The 22,856-nt window shown below is 41.1% G+C and carries 20 protein-coding genes; 5 read left to right on the top strand and 15 right to left on the bottom strand.

The window, feature by feature from the left end; all coding sequences use genetic code 11:
* The first annotated feature begins 31 nt into the window (after positions 1-31).
* Entirely contained in the window at positions 32-2,287 is a 2,256-nt protein-coding gene (locus H5123_RS00090; protein ID WP_182696653.1) for a PAS domain-containing protein, read from the top strand.
* A 115-nt stretch (positions 2,288-2,402) separates the two neighbouring features.
* On the opposite strand, the gene H5123_RS00095 is transcribed toward H5123_RS00090, so the two are convergent.
* From H5123_RS00095 to tkt, 9 genes are all read right to left on the bottom strand, one after another.
* Positions 2,403-3,845 carry a hypothetical protein gene (locus tag H5123_RS00095; RefSeq protein ID WP_182696654.1) on the bottom strand — a complete coding sequence of 481 codons (1,443 nt, stop codon included), beginning with the start codon at positions 3,843-3,845 and terminating at the stop codon, positions 2,403-2,405.
* Positions 3,846-3,934: 89 nt separating this feature from the next.
* Positions 3,935-4,522, bottom strand: coding sequence for a hypothetical protein (locus H5123_RS00100; protein ID WP_182696655.1), 588 nt, complete (start codon positions 4,520-4,522; stop codon positions 3,935-3,937).
* Entirely contained in the window at positions 4,515-5,261 is a 747-nt protein-coding gene (locus tag H5123_RS00105) for a hypothetical protein (RefSeq protein ID WP_220487505.1), read from the bottom strand. The genes H5123_RS00100 and H5123_RS00105 overlap by 8 nt, the downstream gene beginning before the upstream one ends.
* A gap of 398 nt (positions 5,262-5,659) precedes the next feature.
* On the bottom strand, positions 5,660-6,400 hold the full coding sequence (locus tag H5123_RS00110; RefSeq protein ID WP_124018033.1) for a DUF481 domain-containing protein: 741 nt from the start codon (positions 6,398-6,400) through the stop codon (positions 5,660-5,662).
* A gap of 116 nt (positions 6,401-6,516) precedes the next feature.
* A complete protein-coding gene (locus tag H5123_RS00115) occupies positions 6,517-7,857 on the bottom strand; it encodes an MATE family efflux transporter (RefSeq protein WP_124018034.1) in 1,341 nt (446 codons plus the stop codon).
* Positions 7,858-8,050: 193 nt separating this feature from the next.
* Positions 8,051-9,115 (bottom strand): class II fructose-bisphosphate aldolase, encoded by a 1,065-nt coding sequence (fba, locus tag H5123_RS00120; RefSeq protein WP_124018035.1) that lies wholly within the window; start codon positions 9,113-9,115, stop codon positions 8,051-8,053.
* A 149-nt stretch (positions 9,116-9,264) separates the two neighbouring features.
* Positions 9,265-10,440: a phosphoglycerate kinase gene (locus tag H5123_RS00125; RefSeq protein WP_182696656.1), complete on the bottom strand. Its 1,176-nt coding sequence runs from the start codon at positions 10,438-10,440 to the stop codon at positions 9,265-9,267.
* 81 nt (positions 10,441-10,521) lie between these two features.
* On the bottom strand, positions 10,522-11,541 hold the full coding sequence (gene epd / locus H5123_RS00130; RefSeq protein ID WP_182696657.1) for an erythrose-4-phosphate dehydrogenase: 1,020 nt from the start codon (positions 11,539-11,541) through the stop codon (positions 10,522-10,524).
* 188 nt (positions 11,542-11,729) lie between these two features.
* Complete coding sequence (gene tkt / locus H5123_RS00135) at positions 11,730-13,724, bottom strand: transketolase (RefSeq protein WP_124018038.1); 1,995 nt, start codon at positions 13,722-13,724, stop codon at positions 11,730-11,732.
* A 540-nt stretch (positions 13,725-14,264) separates the two neighbouring features.
* On the opposite strand from tkt, the gene metK reads away from it, so the two are divergent.
* Together metK and H5123_RS00145 are read left to right on the top strand one after the other, a co-directional pair.
* Complete coding sequence (metK, locus tag H5123_RS00140; RefSeq protein WP_124018039.1) at positions 14,265-15,416, top strand: methionine adenosyltransferase; 1,152 nt, start codon at positions 14,265-14,267, stop codon at positions 15,414-15,416.
* A gap of 156 nt (positions 15,417-15,572) precedes the next feature.
* Entirely contained in the window at positions 15,573-16,238 is a 666-nt protein-coding gene (locus tag H5123_RS00145) for a GNAT family N-acetyltransferase (protein WP_182696658.1), read from the top strand.
* A gap of 69 nt (positions 16,239-16,307) precedes the next feature.
* Here H5123_RS00145 and H5123_RS00150 read toward each other — a convergent pair whose 3' ends face one another.
* From H5123_RS00150 to H5123_RS00160, 3 genes are read right to left on the bottom strand one after another with little or no spacing between them, the layout of a single operon-like run.
* On the bottom strand, positions 16,308-16,664 hold the full coding sequence (locus H5123_RS00150) for a hypothetical protein (RefSeq protein WP_182696659.1): 357 nt from the start codon (positions 16,662-16,664) through the stop codon (positions 16,308-16,310).
* Positions 16,665-16,709: 45 nt separating this feature from the next.
* The gene (locus H5123_RS00155) at positions 16,710-17,267 is read right to left on the bottom strand and encodes a GNAT family N-acetyltransferase (protein ID WP_124018042.1); all 558 of its coding nucleotides are present in this window, start codon (positions 17,265-17,267) and stop codon (positions 16,710-16,712) included.
* A 3-nt stretch (positions 17,268-17,270) separates the two neighbouring features.
* Positions 17,271-17,489, bottom strand: a complete 219-nt coding sequence (locus H5123_RS00160; RefSeq protein WP_124018043.1) for a hypothetical protein — start codon at positions 17,487-17,489, stop codon at positions 17,271-17,273.
* Positions 17,490-17,611: 122 nt separating this feature from the next.
* Here H5123_RS00160 and H5123_RS00165 point away from each other — a divergent pair, with 122 nt between their 5' ends.
* Positions 17,612-18,037, top strand: a complete 426-nt coding sequence (locus H5123_RS00165; protein WP_124018044.1) for an META domain-containing protein — start codon at positions 17,612-17,614, stop codon at positions 18,035-18,037.
* Positions 18,038-18,203: 166 nt separating this feature from the next.
* The gene (gene argR, locus H5123_RS00170) at positions 18,204-18,674 is read left to right on the top strand and encodes a transcriptional regulator ArgR (protein WP_124018045.1); all 471 of its coding nucleotides are present in this window, start codon (positions 18,204-18,206) and stop codon (positions 18,672-18,674) included.
* A gap of 61 nt (positions 18,675-18,735) precedes the next feature.
* Here the strand turns inward: argR and H5123_RS00175 are convergent, their stop codons facing one another.
* From H5123_RS00175 to H5123_RS00185, 3 genes are all read right to left on the bottom strand, one after another.
* Positions 18,736-19,674 carry a Dyp-type peroxidase gene (locus H5123_RS00175; protein ID WP_124018046.1) on the bottom strand — a complete coding sequence of 313 codons (939 nt, stop codon included), beginning with the start codon at positions 19,672-19,674 and terminating at the stop codon, positions 18,736-18,738.
* A gap of 481 nt (positions 19,675-20,155) precedes the next feature.
* Positions 20,156-21,187: an ABC transporter ATP-binding protein gene (locus tag H5123_RS00180; protein WP_182696660.1), complete on the bottom strand. Its 1,032-nt coding sequence runs from the start codon at positions 21,185-21,187 to the stop codon at positions 20,156-20,158.
* 2 nt (positions 21,188-21,189) lie between these two features.
* Positions 21,190-22,821 (bottom strand): iron ABC transporter permease, encoded by a 1,632-nt coding sequence (locus tag H5123_RS00185; RefSeq protein ID WP_182696661.1) that lies wholly within the window; start codon positions 22,819-22,821, stop codon positions 21,190-21,192.
* Positions 22,822-22,856: the final 35 nt, after the last annotated feature.

Raw genomic sequence — 22,856 nt, forward strand, 5'->3', positions numbered from 1 at the left:
GCCAGCATGAGAATGCTAAAAAAGTGGCACCATGTCTAAACACACAGCAGTGAGTTCTTCAAACTCGTTATTAATTTCTTCACAAGCGACCCATTGGTCGCAACAGCATATTCTTTCGCTGCTAAGCCAATTGATTATTTTATTAATTGCGGTGTTTATCGTTACGAGTATGGTGGTTAATTTAGGCGAGCGTCGCCTGCAAGAAGATTGGGCCGATCAACGTTACAGTGAATTACAGACTGTTGCGTCGTTAGCCTCCGACAAAGTGTCATTTTTGCAGTTTAGAACCCAGACATTTGCCAAAGGTGAATTACTGCGACAATACCTGCAAAAACCCTCTGCACAACTGCAATCAAGAACGATCGAAAGCTGGGACTCATTAACGAAAAATATTCCAGAACTGCTTGGACTTGCATTATTTAATCCCCAAGGACAACTGCAATTTTCGACCACAGGGAGTTTCAATAATATGCAACTTCCCGCAGCATTATTGGGCTCGGGGAGGAATATGGGCGGTAATGATATTTACACCTCACCCATGGCATTTACACCTGTTGATGGCATATTAGAGCCGTATTTCTATCAATTATCATGGATAGAAAATCCTGATCAGAGTATTAAAGGTTATTTGGTCACTTATAATTCTATTGTTAAATTACTTGAAACAATAAAACCTGCTTTTTTTAATCAGAATTCCCCCTTACTTTTACTTGATACCCAAGGCTTTCTGTATGCAGGTGCCAATCAACCTGAGCCATTAGACAGCATGCCTGACACTCTAGGGTCCAGTTTAAAACAAACTTATCCAGAATTATGGCGTGTAATGGCAATGAATAATTTTGGCCAGTTTCATAGTGAAGATGCCACATTTGTATACCTGAAGGTTGAGTTAACCAGCCAATATGAAACCAAGAGAGAATACTTTTTATTGTCGTACATTCGTCATGATGATATTTCTGCTCGGTATGAGCAATGGCGCATAGTACTCATTATCGCTGGATGCTTAGTCGCACTATTAGCCAGTTTACTAGTGATATTAAGACATAGATTTGTGCTTGAGCGTCGCTCAAACCAAAATAGCCTTCAATTGAGTAACGGTTTGTTTAACAGTGAATTAAGTTGTTTAATTGTTAATGATAGCGGCCGGATCCAGAGCGCTAATGCCAAAGCGGCTTCGGCGCTATCGCTGTCAATTGATGCTCTAAAAGATCGCAGTTTACAACGGGTACTGCATCTGGATGATGATCGTTTAAATCAGATTAAAGAGGCGTTAATCCAAGATAAACAATGGCATGGTGAGATCAGCTTGGAAACGCAGAATAGTAGTATGTTACAAACTCATATTCGCAGTGAAAAGTGCCCCAATAGTAATGAACATTATTGGCTGATCACTTTTGAAGATATTAGTGCCTTATTTGATAGTCAGCGCCAAGCCTATCTGTATCAACTAATGAGTAATAGCGCCGTTGCTACCGCGCTAACCGATGCCAACGGAGTGCTCATAAAATGTAATGACCAATTTGATCAACTGATGTCTTTACACGGAGACACTGATATTTCACTGACGACATTACTCGGCGACGAAGTCAGTAATCAATGGCAAAATATTACCGCGCAAATCAGTTTACAGGGAGAATGGACTGCACAGATAATGCCGTTTAACCACAGTCGATATGATCATTGTTTAAAAACAACATTAGTCGGCCAATTAACATTTGACGGTGACATTGAATATCTTATTTGTACGTTTGAGCAAACAACCCCCACGGTATTAGCTAAAAACAGCAGTAATGTTATTGGCCATCGTAGTGCGATAGTGCTGCGTTTAAATGAACTTGAAAATTATTTTATCAACCTAGGTGACTCAATTAAAAAATACTCTAGCCTACTGGTGATGGACATTAATCCTGAAGGTATTTTTAGCAACATGGGTAATGTGAGTCAGCTTGAGAAACGCCAAAAAGACATTGAGCTACAATTACTGATTGAGTTACCGCTTCATTATCAAATAGCGCAATGGCAGCTCGGAAAGCTGGTTATCTTACTCACAGATACCAATGCCAATTCAGCGCATCAATACGCAATTAACATGATGAAAACCTTGGAAGAGAAAAATTTAGCAGAAGGTATTAATATCGGTATTGCCAGCTACCAACCAGCACAAAATTTAGACCAATATCTTACCAATGCTGAAATAGCCTTAAAACGCGCGAAACAGTCTGTAGATCAAAATATTTGCCAAGCTTTTACTCGACCAAGTAATAATGAAACGAATAACATTGGCTAAAATTGACGGCTTACATCACCTAACAAAGCATGGCTTAACGTCAGGTGATGTGTTTGTTGACAACCTTGATAACGTACCAGGAAATGGGACATCAATGGCCTTATTCCTGAGTAACTTAACTGTGCGACTGCGCAGGGCTAACGACTTCAGGAAGGACTTCGTCAGACTCTAATCTGAAAGGTTGAACATTATCAGGCAGTTTACTTTCATTAATTTCCACAATACTTGAACGGTTCATGGTCACTTTAAAACGAGCATATTCAGGTTGTTCCTTGCCATCACGGAGCACAGCAACCAGGTTAACTTGATAACGACGTTCAACAGACTCATTACTAATATTACCTTCACTTTCTGAGTATATTTTGGCTTTGCCTCGCTCTAGATGACGGGCAAAAGGAACTAAGCTGAAGTTCACTTGTTCTTGTATTTGCGAATAATCGGCCTCAAAAGGCTTATTTGTCACCTTAGTCGCAATGCGATAATGCAGCACTTCTGAGTCGACTTTATTCTGACTGTGACGTTGCCTCATGATATCCGAAACCGCTTTGGGAATATCTTGACTACGCATAAATTCGAGCCAAACTAACTGCTTAGCAACTACAGTTTGAGTAGTGGTATCACGTAAAATACGGCTCCATCTTGGACGGCCACGTTGGATGTAACGCCACATCGCATTACGAAAATCCTCTTTAAATATTTCCCTGAAACCATAAATTACCGCTAATGTTAACAATAGGGTCATGGTTAATTCATTAAAAAAACCTTGGGCTTTAATAATCAATGCCGACACCACCAACATCACCATCCCAGTAGCGACTCCAGTAACAAATTTTTTGAGACCGACACCTAAGGGTTTTAACTCTTCTTTTAACACCACACCTTGTTGGATTAAGCGTCTTAACAAGAGCATTTTATTGGAAATTCGATTAGCATCTAGCTGAGTTTGCACAGAATTGTATTTGCACTCTTGCTCTCTATAGTGATTCTCACCTCGACATGCATTTAATACCTTGTCTTTAACATCACTAAAATCAGCACTTCTGGGGCTTCGCGCCAGTGTCTTTAATAACTGCTGCTCACAAAACCAAGATAAATAATTATCGGCATGCTCAAAATACGATTTCCACTTAGGATCACTCGGAGCATTGCGACGAAACTTTTTCAGTAATTGAGTCACAACATCGCAAAGCTCATCCAAGGCTGGATAAAACTCATTAGGATCGACTTTTTGTTGTAATTCTTTGACATCCGTTTCAATAGCAACGGCAAATTGGTAAGCAAATAAATTAAGATACAAGCGAAACTCTTCTAAGGTACGCTTGTTTAAACTAACAAAACGAGACTGGACTAAGGGTAGATGTAGCCCTTTAGAATAATAAGAGCGACGTCCAAGGATACTACTATGATAATAGTCCTCTTCATCTAAGGTATGCGAACCAATACCCATTTCTGTAGGCAAATAAAAATACAGGTCAAATACCCGCTGATCACCGGGGCCCATTTGATGACTGAACTTAATTGATAACGCTTCTTCTTGTTTTACTTTAACTTTTGCCACTATATATTTCACACACCTTTTTTCATTAACGCTTAGCTACTATACCGCAAAGGCAATATTAAGCTAAAAGTTAATTTATTCAATGAAAATCAGTGAGCGGTATCGGGCGATCTTAACTGGCAAGACCAAACGTTATTGCTGGGAAGAAATTTAAGTGTTGCACTGGTTAATGAATTATCTAAGTCAATCACCTGTACTTGCTGAGCAATGCTAACCCCCTCTATTTTTTGAGAGGCCATAATGCCAAATTCATTGTGTAAATAGGGCTTTAATCGACTGCTAGTTTGCCAAAGTGTGGGCTGAAGAGTTAATCTTAAATGATATGTGAATGAGCCCATATCCACATGGTCAACCTTACCGACTAGCTGGGCTATTTCAGTACCATGGACCGATGACTCAATCTTGTAAATCAGTTTAGCTTGATGGTGATCAATGTCTAAGCTCAACCATAAATTACTTTTATCAACCTTTAATGACGATTCTCCTTGATGACTGAAATAACTGTCGGCATAGCAATCAAAATGCCAAACCGTATGAGTATTGGCAATACGATTAACCACACTGGTGATAAGAAAAATCATTAATACAATACTTAGTACAAAAACAAGTTTACCGCGTTTTGACTGCAGCAACCTGCGCATCTTAATGCGTGCCAATCGATTCGATGATCTAGCCACAAATGGCCACCTTTAATAGCCATTCTTGAGTGATAAATGGCACACTCATATTATCAACATTCACTTTAATGCTATTCACTAATGGTATTTCTGCTGTGGAGTCACCCAAGGTAAAACTAACGTAATGCTGATTAGATGATAATGTCATATTGATGGAGTCCCAGCGGATATGATGACATAAGCGTAATTGCGAAGATAAACAATCCGCATGTAATTGCGCATCTTGCGGATTATTATTACCAAATACAAACAGCTGAACAATACGACCATCTGAGGCCAATATTTGCTGTACTACATCAGCTTGAGTAAGCTCTGGAGGGTTAAGTTTAGAGTAAACAAATAACAATACACTTAATAGAATGACAATAATAAACAGATACTGGCCTACAGATAATAGCTTATTAGGTTGCTCAAATATCTTGGTGTGTTTGGCGCTTGCAAAAGCATATAAAATAACGCCTTGATCAGGTACATACTCAATAAGATTGCTATGGTTGTTACACAAATAATCAGTGATTTTATCGATAATTTCTAGCAGCTCAACTTGAGATAGTGGCTGAGGGCTGTCAGCTGAAATCGCCACAGCTTCAAGTATAGATAGCGGCACGACTTGACCACGATGCTGGACTAATTGACTCACGACCCAATACTCGCGATCATTTAAGTGCCACTGCACAGCGGAGGTCTGATTTATCAATAATCGTTGCGTACTGTCGAACCAACAACATCCTATTTGCATCGCACTGTTCCAGTGTATCGACCGATACAAAAAGTATACTCTCAAACTGAGAACCTAATGGCTGCTAAGTCGACTATCCTGCGGATAATATAACTAATTCGTGAACCAGTCCGCGAATATAGCGTTTTTTTTGCGCGAGGTTTAATTGCACGATAATGAATGTAGAAAGGACTAAATTACCGCATTGGAGCTATGGCAAAATCCAGATTGAGAGATGGGATCAAGAAGTCGAACCAATAATAGGTAGCCTATAGAATAGTACTAACATATTGAGACATGCAAGGTCGCATTAAGTATCAAGACTGATGATATGACACCATTTCAAACGAGCATAAAAAAAGCTGGCAAAGCCAGCTTTTTCTAAACGTTACCCGTATTAATGTCGCTTGAACATTAACTTAGAATGCATAAAGTAATGTCATGTTTGTTTCAGTATCGGTGCTTTCTTTATCATCAAGCGGTTCACTGTTATAACGAACAATAACGGCAAACTTCATCGCTAATGCGCCAATAATATTGGCAGTCAGTGATGTTTCAGAACGAGCATCTAATTTAGACCCCCAATCGGCAATAAATTTCTGCTGGAACTTAGATGAGTCGCTGATCTTAGTTTGGAAATCGATAACTGCGTGAGCAATAATACTGTCTTGGCTATCGTAACCTTCAGCAAGTGATGATTCTTCATCAAGTTGTTGGTAAATATAACCAGGACCAGCCTCTGCTTTTAAAGACATTCTGTCAGTATCGATAAAGCGATGACCATAACCGGCAGACGTGGTAGACGTTAAATCGTAACCCGTAAATGGATCCACTTCATAGTTTGTGTTAGCAAACATATAGCTCACATCATTAATCTGGTAGTTACCTTGCACCCCAAGAAAATAACGCTTTGCAGTCACTTCTTTAGTGTCTTCTTTGTACAGTCCTTCTAACACATACTGATTTTCCCAGTTACCCAATTCTTGCTTTAACGCTAAGCGCGCTTTAAACGAAGAAGTATCAGTGTTACCTGTCGTTAATGTGGCACCTACTTCAGCCTCACCAGCCAAAGTCGCATCGCCTTCAACAAACTCACTTCCAGCATGTGCTGCAAATGGCATGGTTAGTGTAATAGCTGCAGCAATTAGCAGTTTTTTCATGTCATTTCGTCCTATATTTACAATTTACAAAAATCTAATGGAGGGTGTATGTCTAAAATTTCCACGCATATTACCACTTTGATCACAAAATTGAAAAAATAGTCTTGTCTCAAGCATTAGGCCACTAGGCTCTTATTGTGCCAACGACCACTTCGCCAGCGCCATAGCATGGCTAATCCCCTAACCCATTCATCCAACGCTAAAGCAGCCCAAATGCCCAGCAAGCCAAACTCAAGGTGAATACCAAGATAATAAGCACCAGGCACAGCAATACACCACATGGAAAACACTCCCATGAAAAAAGGAAATTTGGCGTCACCACTGGCCCTTAAGGCATTAATCACCACTAAGTTAAAGGTTCTACCCGGTTCCATGATGAGTGTGATCACAAATAACTGCCCCACCAGCACAATAATATCTTGCTCATCCGTAAATAAAGCAACAAGAGTGGGTCCCCATATTGCGGCGAATAAAGCCACAATACTGGTCACAATCAGGCCTAACTTTAATGCTCGATACATTTGCTGCTCTGCGGCTTTTAATTGCTTAGCCCCTACCATATGGCCAATAATAATTTCATTACCGATACCGATAGATAAGCCGAACAATAAAATAAACATACAGATTTGAAAATACAACGATTGCGCAGCTAAGGCTTTATCGCCCATTAAGCCAACAAATGAGGTGACGACCATAAATTGCAACATCCACGAGACGTTTTCGCCCGCGGCAGGTAAACCAATGTGAAACACCTTTTTCAGCATGGCTTTATTGGGGCGCAAAATACTCGGCAAGTGCAATGGGATTTTTGTGTAACGCACAAACAATAGCATCATAATGCTCACACCTACGAGTCGTCCAGCCACGGTACTAATAGCCACACCAGCGACACCCATTTGTGGCAAACCAAACCAACCATAAAGTAATAGTAAGTTACCAATAAAAGTGATGATGTTCATCGATAACGTCACCCACATGGCTTGCTGAGTAAAACCATGTGCCCGCATTCCCGCCGCTAAGCACATGGCCATCGCCTCAGGAATTAAACATAAACCAACAATCTGGAGATACAACTTACCATCGGCCATAAGCTCTGCTGGTAAATTCATTAAATTCAACATCATGGTTGAACCGGATAAAATACCTATCGCAGCGACCAAGCCAACTAAAAAATTAAAGCCAATGGATGAATACACTACGGCACTTGCAGCAGCTTTATTTTGCGAACCTAAATACTGGGTAATGACCACACTGGCACCGATACTGACGAAACTAAATAACGTAATTGCCAGTTCAAATACCATGTTACCAACGGACAACGCCGCCACACCTTGATAAGACACATGGCTTATCATAAAGGTGTTAATTGCGGCAGTTAAAAAGTGTAAAGCAAAATCAACAAATAATGGCCAAGTCAATGAAAATAGCGATAACGGGGCATTAGGCTTAACAAGCATAGAATTAATTCAACTATAAAGTGGGCTAATAGATTTGGACTGTATGGGTAAATGATGACGTTTTAGCGTCAATTTTTAAGGCGAGGATAATGCTGGATAACGTTTAAAAAAACAACACTTTTCGTTATTTAGTTACAAAAAAAATCAGCCCATTCAAAAAATGAGCTGATTTATTATGCTAGCGTTAATAGGTTTACATGATTTTAGGATCAAGTTCGCCAGATTGATAAGCTTTATACATTGCTTGCAGTGACTTAGGCTTAATTTTAGAGCCCATACCTGCACAACCAAATGCTTCATAACGAGTAGTACAAATGTCAGCCATCGCTTCCATTGATGCTTTCAAGAATTTACGTGGATCAAATTCTGCTGGATGTTCAGCCAAGAATTTACGCACAGCACCCGTTGATGCTAAACGTAAATCGGTATCAATGTTCACTTTACGCACACCGTGCTTAATACCTTCAACGATTTCTTCCAGCGGTACGCCGTACGTTTCTGGAATTTCACCACCGTATTGGTTAATGATTTTCAGCCATTCTTGCGGAACTGAAGATGAACCGTGCATGACTAAATGCGTGTTAGGGATACGCGCATGAATTTCTTTAATACGGTCGATACGTAACACATCGCCAGTAGGTTTACGGCTAAACTTGTACGCACCATGGCTAGTACCAATGGCAATGGCTAATGCATCAACATGAGTATCGGCAACAAAACGCGCAGCTTCTTCTGGCGTTGTTAACATTTGGTCCATGCTAAGAATGCCCGAAGCCCCGACACCGTCTTCTTCGCCAGCTTGGCCAGTTTCTAAACTGCCTAAACAGCCAATTTCACCTTCAACAGACACACCACAAGCATGGGCAAATGCCACAGTACGGCGAGTGACATCAACGTTGTAATCGTATGACGCAGGTGTTTTACCATCAGCCATTAGCGAGCCATCCATCATAACTGATGACATGCCTAACTGAATTGAACGCTGACAAATGTCAGGATCAGTACCGTGATCTTGATGAATACACACCGGGATATCAGGATACTGCTCAAGTGCCGCTGCCATTAAATATTTTAAAAATTGTGGGCGAGCATATTTACGTGCACCAGCAGAAGCCTGAACAATCACAGGGCTGTCGGTCGCTTCAGCCGCTTGCATAATTGCACGCATTTGCTCAAGGTTATTCACGTTAAAAGCAGGGACGCCATAACCATGCTCTGCAGCGTGGTCGAGCAGTTGTCGTAGAGAGATAAGAGCCATTTTTTGTTCTCCAATAATAGGGTGATTACTCACCTAGGTCACTATCGTTTGGACGGATTTTTTACTCTACCACAGCTAAACAACCACTGTGGTAGAGCAGTTTTTTTATAGTTATTATTTGGTTTTACGGCATCAATACTTGGTGTGGACTAAGCGCCACGCTTTTCAAGCATTGCTACTGCGGGAAGTTCTTTGCCTTCTAAAAACTCAAGGAAAGCACCACCGCCGGTTGAAATATAAGATACTTTGTCGGCAATATTGTATTTATCCACTGCCGCTAGAGTGTCACCACCGCCGGCAATAGAAAATGCTTTTGAATTAGCAATGGCCTCAGCAATACGCTTAGTACCTTCACCAAATTGATCGAATTCAAACACGCCCACAGGACCATTCCAGACTATGGTACCAGCTTGCTCAATTATCTTAGCCAGGGCTTCAGCACTGTCTGGACCAATATCGAAAATCATATCGCTGTCAGTAACATCACTGACAGATTTCAGTGTCGCGGCCGCTGTCGGGCTAAATTCACTGGCAACAACCACATCGGTTGGTACAGGAATATCACCACCACGGCTTCGAGCGTTAGCCACAAGACGTTTAGCCTCTTCAACTAAATCAGCCTCATACAGTGACTTACCCACTTTATAACCTGCTGCAGCAATAAAAGTATTGGCGATACCGCCGCCGACGACTAACTGGTCAACTTTGGTCGATAAGCTTTCAAGGACAGTTAATTTGGTCGATACTTTAGAGCCACCCACTATCGCCACCATTGGACGGGCAGGATTATCCAGTGCTTTGCCTAATGCATCTAATTCTTGGGCCAATAACGGACCGGCACAAGCAACAGGAGCATACACACCAACACCATGAGTAGAAGCCTGGGCACGGTGAGCGGTACCGAAAGCATCCATGACATACACGTCGCATAATGCCGCCATTTTCTTCGCTAATGTGTCATCGTTTTTGCCTTCGCCCACATTGAAGCGAACGTTTTCAAATACCACAACTTCACCAACATTAACGTCAACGCCATCAAGGTAGTCACTGACCAGACGCACTGAGCAATCAAGTGCTTTAACTAGATAGTCCACTACCGGTTGCATTGAATACTCAGAATTAAACTCGCCTTCTGTTGGGCGACCTAAATGCGACATTACCATTACGGCAGCGCCTTTCTTTAATGCGAGTTGAATTGTTGGTAATGACGCACGTAAACGCGCATCACTGGTCACCACACCGTCACTGACAGGCACGTTTAAATCTTCGCGAATAAGCACGCGCTTATTTTGTAGATCTAAATCTGTCATGTTTATAATTGCCATAATTAGCCTTTCCTTTTTAAGTTAAAACAAAATTTTTACTGTGTAATCGGTTAATACCCATTACTCAAAATGTGATTAAGGTTATTGGTCCAGTTTTGCTTGGATCATCGCTAAACTGGTATCTAACATGCGGTTAGCAAAACCCCATTCGTTGTCGCACCATAATAATAATTTGACCAAGTGGCCTGCGCTGACACGAGTTTGAGTACCATCAACAATACTTGAACGGGGATCATGGTTAAAGTCGCACGATACCAACGGCTCGTCAGTATAGCCTAAAATACCATTAAAACTGCCGTTTGAGGCACGTTGTAACACACTGTTAATCTGTTCAATATTAACTTTTTTCTCAAGCGTGACAGATAAGTCGATCGCGGTCACATTTATGGTTGGTACTCGCACAGAAATGGCTTCAAACTTATCTTTCATGTGCGGCAGAATACGTTCAATACCGCGAGCTAATTTAGTGTCAACCGGAATAATAGACTGACCTGCGGCGCGTGTTCTGCGCAGATCATCATGGTAAGCATCAATAACCTGCTGATCATTCATCGCCGAGTGAATTGTAGTAATAGCACCACTTTTGACTTCAAAATGCTTATCGAGAACATCGATGACTGGAACAATACAATTAGTGGTGCAAGAAGCGTTAGAAATAACACTATGCTCTGGGCGTAACAAATCATGATTAACGCCATACACAATAGTGGCATCAACATCTGCAGAAGAAGGATGGCTAATAAGTACTTGTTTAGCGCCAGCGTGAATGTGTGCCTCGCAAGCTTGACGGTCGATTAAACTGCCTGTGGCCTCATAGACGATATCAATATCAAGTTCAGCCCAAGGTAGTAACTTAGCATCTGCTTGATTGAGCAACAAAATACTGTCGTCACCAATCAGTAACTGATCATCCTTTAGCTTAACGGTATGCTTAAAACGACCATGAGTAGTGTCATACTGGGTTAAATGACAAATGGCTTCTGGCTTTGCCAACTCATTGATTGCCACAATTTGGATCTGTTGACGTTTTCCTGACTCATACAAGGCACGAAGTATTGAGCGGCCAATCCGGCCATAACCATTAATTGCAACTCGAATCATTTAGGGTCCAGAGTAATTAACCTAGGCACTTATTATTTAATCAACCATGATAAAATACTGAAATATAAGTGATTTAGCATATATTATTTTACGTGAATAAAAGACATAAAAAAACGGCCTGCAATCATATTGCAAGCCGTTATTATACAGATTAAACACTTAATAGATAAGTGTTTAATCTCAGATGATTATCCTAAAGATTGGACAGTTTTTACTACATTATCAACAGTGAAGCCGAAATGCTTAAGTAAATCACCACCAGGAGCTGACTCACCGAAGGTCGTCATGCCAACAACACCGCCCTCAAAACCAATGTATTTGTACCAGAAATCAGTATGCGCAGCTTCAATAGCAACACGCTTAGTGACACCTTTTGGTAACACAGATTCTTTGTAAGCAGCATCTTGCTTATCAAACTCTGTCGTAGAAGGCATAGAAACCACGCGCACTTTCTGGCCGAGTTTGCTTAACTCAGCGGCTGAATCCATGGCTAATTGCACTTCGCTACCGGTTGCAATTAAGATCACATCAGCAGTGCCTTGACAATCAGACAGTACATAACCGCCTTTAGCAACGTTAGCTAATTGCTCCGCAGTACGCGCTTGAGCCTTAAGACCCTGACGACTGAAAACTAATGATGTTGGTGCATCACGGCGCTCAATTGCCGCCTTCCATGAAACAGCCGTTTCTGCTGCATCACATGGACGCCATACTGCCATATTTGGCGTTAAACGTAGGTTAGCTAATTGCTCAATCGGCTGATGCGTTGGACCATCTTCGCCTTGACCGATAGAGTCATGGGTATAAACGAAAATGTTTTGAATACCCATTAATGCTGACATACGTACTGCGTTACGCGCGTATTCCATAAACATCATGAAGGTAGCGCCGTAGTTAATAAAACCACCATGCAACGACGCACCGTTCATAATGCCGCTCATACCGAATTCACGTACACCGTAATAGATGTAGTTACCAGCAGGATCGTCTTGAATACCTTTTGAGCCAGACCAAAGCGTTAAGTTAGAACCGGCTAAGTCTGCGCTACCGCCAAGTAATTCTGGCAACATAGCACCAAAGAAACCAATCGCATTTTGAGACGCTTTACGGCTCGCAATACCTTCGGCTTTATCTTGGCTTTCTTGGATAAAGGCTTGTGCTTTTGCTTCAAAATCAGCAGGTAAATCACCCTTTAAAACACGGCGATCATATTCTGCAGCAAGTTCTGGGAACGCAGCTTGATATGCAGCAAACTTGTCATTCCATAATGACTCATTCGCCTCACCTTTGTGTTTGGCATCCCAACCAGCATAAACATCAGATGGGATTTCAAAAGGAGCGTGTGGCCAGTTTAAGAACTCACGAGCGGCTGCAATTTCAGCATCACCTAATGGTGCACCATGACAATCATGGCTGCCCGATTTGTTCGGAGAACCAAAACCAATAATGGTTTTACAGCAAATCATCGATGGCTTATCGGTGACAGATTTAGCTTGTTCAATTGCTGCACGGATGGCATCAGGATTATGACCATCAACATCAGCAATAACATGCCAGCCATAAGCTTCAAAGCGCTTAGGCGTATCATCAGTGAACCAACCTTCAACATGACCATCGATAGAAATACCGTTGTCATCCCAAAATGCCACTAACTTACCTAGGCCTAATGTGCCGGCTAATGAACTGGCTTCGTGAGAAATACCTTCCATTAAACAGCCATCACCTAAGAAACAGTAGGTAAAATGATCAACAATATCGTGACCTGGACGGTTAAACTGAGCCGCTAAGGTTTTTTCGGCAATCGCCATACCAACAGCATTGCTCAAACCTGCGCCTAAAGGACCGGTGGTGGTTTCAACACCTGGAGTATAACCATACTCAGGATGACCAGGTGTTTTTGAATGTAATTGACGGAATTGCTTTAACTCTTCAATCGGCAACTCATAGCCTGATAAATGCAATAAAGAGTAGATAAGCATAGAGCCATGACCGTTTGACAGAACAAAACGATCGCGATCGACCCAGTTAGGATTAGTTGGATTGTGCTTTAGAAAATCATTCCATAGCACTTCGGCGATATCAGCCATACCCATTGGGGCACCTGGATGACCAGAATTGGCTTTTTGAACCGCATCCATACTTAAGGCGCGAATAGCGTTAGCGAGTACTTTACGAGATGACATGCTCTCTCCTGCTTGTTTGTAAGGTCTAGCGGGCAATTGTGAAGCCATATTTTCCCCTACAAGGCGATGTGACGCAAATTAAAATTTCTCTCATTACATTTTTAGTCAGTAATAAGCTCACTTTTACCTATTAAGGTCGTCTTGCCGCTGATGTTTATTGGGTAGATAACATGCAAAAAGCCCCGTAATGAACATCTACATACTGAGTAATTATTTATTGACAGTCAGCTTAGAAAACAGTGCTGTGTAAGTAAAACGTCAACTTGTCTCAACACTTAATACCTCATAATCATCCTTAATATTGTTCAATTAATGGCACCAAAGTGTTTAAAGCAGACCAAAAAAAATGATTAAAACTTAATTTAATCAGAAGTTTAATTAACCCATTAGCTAAACACACTCATAGAGAGTAAAAAATATTCATGCACTACTGCACAATTATCTGCTTAAATTCGTATTAAGGGGTGTTATCAAATTAGATTTCGACTAAAATAGACGTCTAGACGTATATTCAAATGCAACCAACGAGATTTTCCTATTATGGCAAAGCACTTGTTTACCTCTGAGTCGGTCTCAGAAGGTCATCCAGATAAAATCGCCGATCAGATTTCTGATGCGGTATTAGACGCAATACTTGAGCAAGATCCAAAGGCTCGTGTTGCGTGCGAAACGTATGTTAAAACCGGAATGGTATTAGTGGGCGGTGAAGTCACCACTTCTGCTTGGGTAGACATTGAAGAAATTACCCGTAAAACCGTCCGCGAAATCGGTTACACCAATTCAGATATGGGTTTTGATGCTGATTCATGTGCGGTACTTAATGCCATAGGCAAACAGTCACCAGACATCAATCAAGGCGTTGACCGCTCAGATCCTGCTGAACAAGGCGCTGGCGATCAGGGCTTAATGTTTGGCTATGCCAGCAATGAAACCGACGTATTAATGCCTGCACCTATCACTTACGCTCATAAGCTAGTTAAGCGTCAGTCAGAAGTGCGTAAAGACGGCACTTTACCTTGGTTGCGTCCAGATGCAAAAAGCCAAGTAACCTTTGCATATGACGATGGCAAAATCATCGGTATCGATGCGATTGTATTGTCAACTCAACATCGTGAAGACGTAACACAAGCAGATTTGATTGAAGCCGTAATGGAAACCATCATTAAGCCTGTATTACCTGCACAATGGTTAAACAAAGACACTAAATACTTTATCAACCCTACTGGTCGCTTTGTTATTGGTGGACCTGTTGGTGATTGTGGTTTAACAGGACGTAAGATTATCGTTGATACTTACGGCGGAATGGCGCGCCATGGTGGCGGTGCATTCTCTGGTAAAGACCCATCGAAAGTAGACCGTAGCGCAGCTTATGCTGCACGTTATGTGGCTAAGAATATTGTTGCTGCAGGTCTTGCTGATCGCTGTGAGCTACAAGTGTCTTATGCTATTGGTGTTGCAGAGCCAACATCTATCAGTATCGAAACATTCGGTACTGGTAAAGTGTCTGAAGAAGTGTTGATCAAATTGATCCGTCAACACTTTGAGCTACGTCCTTATGGTTTAACCGCAATGCTAGATTTGGCGCGTCCTATCTATCAACAAACTGCAGCTTATGGCCATTTTGGTCGCGATATATTCCCTTGGGAAGCGACAGATAAAGCTGAGATTCTCCGTGCTGATGCCGGACTATAATAAGCTAGGTATCGATATAGCTTAACGCTTGTTGGCTAAGCTAAAACGATATCAAACATAAAACCGCCATTTGGCGGTTTTATGTTATTGGCGCTATCCAATTTGCACTAGCAGATGTAATAAGGTAATGATTTAATCTCGACACTGGGTCTCATTATGTATCAAGCCACTTGGCTAGAAAAAAATATAATAGCAAAGCAAGCTGTTGCACCGCCATCCTTAGGGGCGGAACCCATTGAAGCTGATTCGATTGCGAATAAGTCGATTGCGAGTCATCCTACTGCTGTAGAAGGCAACGCGATTGAACTTGCTGAAAGCAAACTCTCAGCGATAAAGCTCTGTGCAATAAAAGAATGGTCAGCCATTAAATTATTCTATCGTCAGCATATGCCTTATGCGCGATTAGCTCAAAAAGAAGCCATAGCAGTTATTAATCACCTAAACTCAAACGCTACTGATAATCAAGACAGAAGTGATGACGTTAATAGGGCGACATTCAGACCGCGAAATATTATTGCCGCTATAAGAGTCAAACCGATAGGCCACTATCAACTGGTAAATGGATTGTTAGTTCACCCCGACTATCGTGGCCAACACTATGCAAGCCACTTATTACAGTTTATTGCACCTAGATTAAAGACTAAACATTGCTTCTTATTTGCTCACCCATGGTTAATAGGCTTATATCAACAGCAGCACTTTGTGGCGATAGAACCGCTGCAAATATCGCAGTTACCAGCAGAAATCACCCAATTATACTATCGTTACCACTCTGAAGAACGACCACTGGTACTGATGCAGCTAAATAACCCTGAGCAATAATGCATATCAATGATTTAGCTAAATCATCCTAATGCGTAAACATAAATGAAGATAGTACAATAAAATAGGTTAACAATGATCGAAATGCGCACTTTCAATGCACATAAATGACACTTGCTGCATACTCATTATTGGCACATCTTTGACACTAATTGATGCCATATTGATCTGCTCAATTTGAGTAAATAAGGCTATCGCAGCATGATAGTCATTGGTTACCCCACAAAATACCCATCTATCATGCCAGCGCACAAAATATCCTGATTGCTGCACTTGTAGATTATCCTTACAGTGCACACTTGCTTCAATACAATCATATGATTCATTTGCCTCAGCCAATACCGCGGCAATCAGCTTCATGTTGTCAAATGCTGATAATCTTAAACCAAGGTAAGGTGAAAAAAGGGTTTCAAAGTCAGTACTCATTACATTCCTAATTAATAACCACTTTATTCACGCACCAAGACATAGTTAGCTGATGACATCGGCTGTAGAGGTGGCCAATAAACAATAATCACGTTGTTCAAAACGAAATTGATCAATCTGTGTCATCGCAGCTTTTTGTTGATGTGCCGCTAAAGAGCGAGCATTGTCTGCAGCAACATAGGTCACCATAAATGGAAAGCTAGTGTTTACTTGTTTTTTTAACTCACTCACTAACGCCGCAAACACGCCTTGGCCACGTTTTGACTCTTGAATCCAAACCGGCCCATATTGACACGAATTGGTCGTCGATAAAGCTTGCCCAGCCAACTCAGCGAACTTAATCTTTTGAATAATATGGCGATACAATGGTTGCGCGGAAAAAAATGACCATCTTGCCGCCATCACATAACCAATAATTTGCCCTTGCTCTTCTGCCACCATAAACCAATGTTGATTAATTAGCTGACCCACCTCACTTTTGGTGAATGAATGAGCATGTAATTGGTTATCTGAACCAGACAACTCATCATCTACATGAGCACGCTCTAACTGCACAATGGCAGTAACATCGGTGAATAACGCCTTACGGATAATAAATGACAATGATTATTCCTTTGGATCTGAATGGGGAGGTTGCTTCTTAGCCCATTCTATCACTAGCGCAACAGGCAGCGGAGACATAATTAATGTTCCTACGCCAATGAGCAATGCAATCACCAACATACCACTGACTTGCTGACCTATATCGCTTTGCCAATATAAGCCTACGCCCACCAGCAACATAATTAAGCCGATGATATGCAACACTTTGACTAATTTAATCATTTGACTCTCTTTAGTTCGTTAAATAATGTTCATTAATCCAAAAACTGACAATTATTTACTCTTTTATTAATGCTCAAGTAGTAGAATAGCGCCAATTTTTTCGTATTTGGAACCCTCTCAGCATGATAAAGCATATTCTCGGCGCCGCAGTTATAGTTATAGGCCTTAGTGCTTGCCAAAGTCCATCGGCCACTGTCTCAAATGAACAATTAATTGGTACTTGGCATGTCGACACCGTCCTCGACACTCCAACCATTAATAATAGTCCTGCAACGTTAGTTTTTGCCGCAGATGGCGAGTTAACAGGTAACAACAGTTGTAATCAGTTTTTTGGCAGTTATGCCCAGCAAGGTAACTTTTTACAGCTGGCACCAGCAGGCACTACCATGAAAGCCTGCGTTGACAGCTTTATGAGCCAAGAAGCCGAGTTGATGCAAGCTATTTCATTAGTACAACAAGTTGATTTCTCAAAAGGAAAACTTAATCTATTGTCAGAAAAGGGTGATACTCTATTGGTACTGACAAGACAATCATCGCCATTATCTTAATCATTTATTGCTTAAATGAGTCACAGAACTAACACAAGTGTCAGCTTAAAGTTCCACGACAAAATGAATTTTTATTCAATAAATTTGATTTTTTCTTGACTTAATAAGTCAATCTATTCAAAATGTGCTAGATTTTTGAATAACAAATATAAGATGAAATATCATTATGCCAGCGACAAGAAATCAGGATGAGCTCGTACGAACTTTTAAATCGATTCTCAAAGAAGAACGTTTTGGAAGCCAGAGCGAGATTGTTAATGCGCTTCAAACCGAAGGATTCGGTAATATTAATCAATCTAAAGTATCGCGTATGCTCAGCAAATTTGGTGCTGTTCGTACTCGTAACGCCAAGCAAGAGATGGTCTATTGCCTGCCTGCAGAGCTAGGCGTTCCAACTGCGGGTAGCCCAGTTAAGAATTTAGTGCTAGATGTTGATCATAACCAAGCCATGATAGTGGTAAGAACCAGTCCAGGTGCAGCACAATTAATTGCTCGTTTGCTGGATTCAATAGGTAAACCTGAAGGGATATTAGGTACCATTGCTGGCGATGATACGATTTTCATTTGCCCTGCAAGTATAAAAACTATTGATGATACCTTAGAGACCGTTAGATCTTTATTCAATTATAGTGAATAAAATATCACTATAAAAAAAGCAATGCCATGGCATTGCTTTTTTTTTTGCTTAACGCGGGTGGTTACGCATCATCGAATTGGGTTAAAAAATCTAATGATGGCACAAAGAATGATGATCCGGTCAACGCTTTGGTAAACAACATTAAATGATCATGATTTCCATGGCCATCACCGTGCACCATACTGCGAAGCATTTGTTCAAAATGTTCTGGAGTGCGGCACACAGAAATAAAAATCAGCCCTTGCTCTCGAATCGAACCATAAGGCATGCTTTGACGCAGGATTTCTAATGAATTACCTTGCGCATCTTTTAAATTAACTCGCTTGGTATGACTGGTTAATGGCTTATCTTCCGACTCATATTCAATATCATCAACTTTAGTTCGACCAAAAATATCTTCTTGTTTTTTCAGTGGTAAACGATGCCATTTACTTAAGTTATGCATGTATTTTTGTACATGAACATAACTACCAGAGGCAAACGCTTTATCTTCATTACCAACCAATGCAACCTCTTGACGATGGCGCCCCTTAGGGTTTTCGGTACCATCAACAAAACCGGTTAAATCACGGCTGTCCATAAAACGGAAACCACGCTCTTCATCAACGAGCTCAACCAAATCTTCAAACATTTGATTAATCTCATTTGCGACAAGATGTAAAATATCGTAACGGTCACAACGAATATGAATAAACAGATCATATTCCATTGCAGGTGCATCACGAATACCTTCATTCATAGCAGGAAAAGGTTTTAATAATGCTGGGCGCGCATCAGGATAAAAGGTATCCCAAAAATTAGCACCAATACCGACAAAGCCATTAAAAGCACTGTCTGCATATTGATCTGTGAGCTCATAGATGTATTGCGCCACATTAGCAATAGATGGACGTAACTGATCTTCAACACCATCATTGGCATTAAACATCAGGTACACACTGTGTAAATTACCTTCTGCGCAAATCCCTAACTGTTCACGAGGCATAGCTTGGTTATCCATATTAACTTGATCCACCTTAATACTAAATGTCGGCCTAAATGGTGATAATTTAACGCATTGAACTCATTAGAGAGCGATTCACATATCGTCTTAGTTTAGCTAATGATTAACTAACAATGAGCTTATCTTAATCAAATATAAATTACTTGAAGTGTACTCACATTTAGCTGATTTGTATCACCTATTGCACTCATATTCTCTCAAGTAAAAGATTGAACAGCTGTTTTAATAGATGGCTCACTCAACTCAAGTTATAGGATATTCTTCGTTAGCCGAAATCATAATATTGAGCTTATTGACTCTCAAACTTGTCATTTATTTGATTAACAGACCCACACTTTTATGACTGCATGCTGCAAGTAATGGTGTATTTTAAATTAAAGCAGCACAGTGGGCTAGACAGTAAACGGTTTTATAACAGGTTATGATTCAAGTCTGATGTTAACAATTATGCTCCACATTAAGATGACCATAGCAATCGTTAATTAAAAATGACTAGCGGATGTGGCGCAATGTGAATATCAACTCGTTGGCCAGGTATTAGTGTCGTTGATTGACTACTTACATCCAAGATATCAGCGCCAACTTTCACTTGATAATGGCATACAGTACCCAAAAAATGCCTTTCAACAATACAGCCACGACCATTGGTATTAGGATGAACTTCAATTTGCTGCGGTCGTAATAATACTTGCCCTTGGCTTCCAATCGGCCAAGGTAATTTTTCAGTACTATTAAGATTTCCAAGAGCATAATCAACTTGATAACTCGTGGTTACAGTAACAGGTAAATAATTACCCGCGCCGAGGAAATCAGCCACGTAGCGCTCTTTTGGCGAACGGTACAAGGTTTCCGCTTTACCATGTTGAATAATGGCGCCATCTTTAAATAATGCCAGCTTATCTGCAAAGACAAATGCCTCATCTTTACTGTGTGTCACAAACACCGCACTCACATTTCGCTTTTTTAATATGGCACGAATTTCCAGCATCATCTCGTTACGTACTTGCGCATCAATATTGGAAAAAGGTTCATCAAGTAATAATAATTCAGGTTGATATGCTAAGGCTCGCGCAATTGAAACTCGCTGCTGCTGTCCGCCAGATAATTCATGAGGATAACGAGATGACAAGCCAGTTAATTTAACCAGATCAAGCATCTCATCCAACCGAGTAAGGCGCTCCTTTGCATTAAGATTTTTAACGCCAAATAAAATATTATCCGCCACGGTTAAATGTGGAAATAAAGCATAGTCCTGAAAAATCATCCCGACACCACGTTGCTCACTGGCAACAAACACGTCATCACTGCTCATCACCTGGCCACTAATACTGATACTGCCTTGGCTAATGGTTTGCAAACCTGCAATCACGCGCAGCAGTGTGGTTTTTCCGCAACCACTGGGGCCTAATAATGCGACAATTTCGCCTTGCTGCAAGGTAAGATCTAAATGACGCAAAATCACTTGACCTTGATAATCACTACAGATATTTTCAATGGTTAAGGTTGACATAATTAGCCTTGTTGCTCCAAGGAGCGATTAAGATAAATCAATGGAACAAGCCCGACTAACACAATAACAATCGCGGCTAATGCACCATGTTCAAGCTTTTCATCTGAGACAAACTGAAACACATAAGTGGCTAAGTTTTCAAATCCAATGGGGCGTAATAATAATGCTGCGGGCAACTCTTTCATACTTTCAATAAACACCAACAATGCCCCGGCAAAAATCCCTTTACGCAATAACGGTAAATGAACCCGCCAAAGCAGTTGCAATGGGGTTTGACCCAAGGTAATACATGCCATGTCCAAAGAAGGCGAAATGCGCTTATAACTGTTCTCTAAACTACCGATAGATATGGCAATAAAACGTACACAAAAAGCAAAAATCAGAGCGAACACGCTGCCGGTCAATAACAATCCCGGTCCACGTTCACCCAGCCAATCGTAAACATCGTTAATCGCAAAATCAATAAATGTCAGTGGAACCAAAACACCAATTGCTAGGACTGTGCCCGGCAATGCATAACCAGTAGAACTGAGTCTAGAAGGAAGATAATCACTTTTACGCGGACTGACTCGACGGACAAACATCAATATCAGTGATAACAGCATACACACGGCACTCACGATAGCGGCAATGTATAAGCTGTTAAGGCTATATTGCCAAAAACGTGTATCCCAACTCTCGTTAAAATAATCAATGGCATAAACACATAACACGGTAAAAGGCAGCAAGAAGGCAAGAAATAACAATAAAGTGCAGTAGCCTAGCGCAATCCAGGCCTTAGTTGATGACAACACATATCGATCGGCTTCATTGAAGGATGATTGTTTTTGAAATAATTGTTGTTTGCGACGGGCAAACCGTTCAACACCTATCATAGAGAACACCACCAGCAACATAATTGCCGATAATTTAGCGGCAGCCGTTAAACTGCCATAGCCAAGCCATGTGTCGTAAACGGCTGTGGTTAGAGTAGGAACGGCAAAATAGCTTACAGTGGCAAAGTCTGCTGCGGTTTCCATAGCCACTAGGGCAACGCCAACAGCTAAAGCAGGCCTTGCCATGGGTAATGCCAGTCGCCAAAAACTGCGCCACGGACTGCACCCCATTACCCGAGATGCATACAATAAACTTGATGATTGCTCCATAAAAGCGGTGCGGGCTAATAAGTAAATATAAGGGAATAGTACTAACGACAGTATTATTGCCGCTCCGCCGAGGCTGCGTATCGCGGGGAAATAATAATCATGGGGTGATTGCCATTCAAACCAATCCCTTAGTGTACGTTGCACTGGGCCGGCATAATCGAGCATATCAGTATAAACATAAGCAACAATATAAGCTGGCATGGCTAATGGAAGCAGTAATAGCCACTGAAAGTATCGTCGAAAAGGAAAGTCACAGCGGGCAATTACCCACGCAGCAGGAATAGCTAATAGCAGCGAGCCGAGTCCAACCAACAACATCAGTAATAAGCTATTGGCTATGTATGTCGGCAACACTGTATTAAATAAATGGCTAAATACAGCTTCGTCAGGAAGAGTGGATTGCACTATTAAGGCAATCAGCGGCAATATTAATATTACCGCGATAAAATAACCAGTAAGCGACCAGCCTCTGGTTAGGCCTAAAATCATAAATAATACCGAGTTAACTCAGCGCACCCAACTCA

This window comes from Shewanella sp. SR43-4, assembly GCF_014163845.1.
Taxonomy (GTDB): Bacteria; Pseudomonadota; Gammaproteobacteria; order Enterobacterales; family Shewanellaceae; genus Shewanella; species Shewanella vesiculosa.

What these genes read in the sequence shown, in the direction of transcription:
- H5123_RS00105 (WP_220487505.1), bottom strand. Translation starts at nt 5,261, where the DNA reads ATGCAAATAGGATGTTGTTGGTTCGACAGTACGCAACGATTATTGATA.
- epd (WP_182696657.1), bottom strand. Translation starts at nt 11,541, where the DNA reads ATGATTCGAGTTGCAATTAATGGTTATGGCCGGATTGGCCGCTCAATA.
- H5123_RS00125 (WP_182696656.1), bottom strand. Translation starts at nt 10,440, where the DNA reads ATGGCAATTATAAACATGACAGATTTAGATCTACAAAATAAGCGCGTG.
- H5123_RS00185 (WP_182696661.1), bottom strand. Translation starts at nt 22,821, where the DNA reads ATGATTTTAGGCCTAACCAGAGGCTGGTCGCTTACTGGTTATTTTATC.
- H5123_RS00145 (WP_182696658.1), top strand. Translation starts at nt 15,573, where the DNA reads ATGTATCAAGCCACTTGGCTAGAAAAAAATATAATAGCAAAGCAAGCT.
- H5123_RS00160 (WP_124018043.1), bottom strand. Translation starts at nt 17,489, where the DNA reads ATGATTAAATTAGTCAAAGTGTTGCATATCATCGGCTTAATTATGTTG.
- H5123_RS00150 (WP_182696659.1), bottom strand. Translation starts at nt 16,664, where the DNA reads ATGAGTACTGACTTTGAAACCCTTTTTTCACCTTACCTTGGTTTAAGA.
- fba (WP_124018035.1), bottom strand. Translation starts at nt 9,115, where the DNA reads ATGGCTCTTATCTCTCTACGACAACTGCTCGACCACGCTGCAGAGCAT.
- H5123_RS00175 (WP_124018046.1), bottom strand. Translation starts at nt 19,674, where the DNA reads ATGGATAACCAAGCTATGCCTCGTGAACAGTTAGGGATTTGCGCAGAA.
- H5123_RS00165 (WP_124018044.1), top strand. Translation starts at nt 17,612, where the DNA reads ATGATAAAGCATATTCTCGGCGCCGCAGTTATAGTTATAGGCCTTAGT.
- H5123_RS00180 (WP_182696660.1), bottom strand. Translation starts at nt 21,187, where the DNA reads ATGTCAACCTTAACCATTGAAAATATCTGTAGTGATTATCAAGGTCAA.
- tkt (WP_124018038.1), bottom strand. Translation starts at nt 13,724, where the DNA reads ATGTCATCTCGTAAAGTACTCGCTAACGCTATTCGCGCCTTAAGTATG.
- argR (WP_124018045.1), top strand. Translation starts at nt 18,204, where the DNA reads ATGCCAGCGACAAGAAATCAGGATGAGCTCGTACGAACTTTTAAATCG.
- H5123_RS00110 (WP_124018033.1), bottom strand. Translation starts at nt 6,400, where the DNA reads ATGAAAAAACTGCTAATTGCTGCAGCTATTACACTAACCATGCCATTT.
- H5123_RS00115 (WP_124018034.1), bottom strand. Translation starts at nt 7,857, where the DNA reads ATGCTTGTTAAGCCTAATGCCCCGTTATCGCTATTTTCATTGACTTGG.
- metK (WP_124018039.1), top strand. Translation starts at nt 14,265, where the DNA reads ATGGCAAAGCACTTGTTTACCTCTGAGTCGGTCTCAGAAGGTCATCCA.
- H5123_RS00090 (WP_182696653.1), top strand. Translation starts at nt 32, where the DNA reads ATGTCTAAACACACAGCAGTGAGTTCTTCAAACTCGTTATTAATTTCT.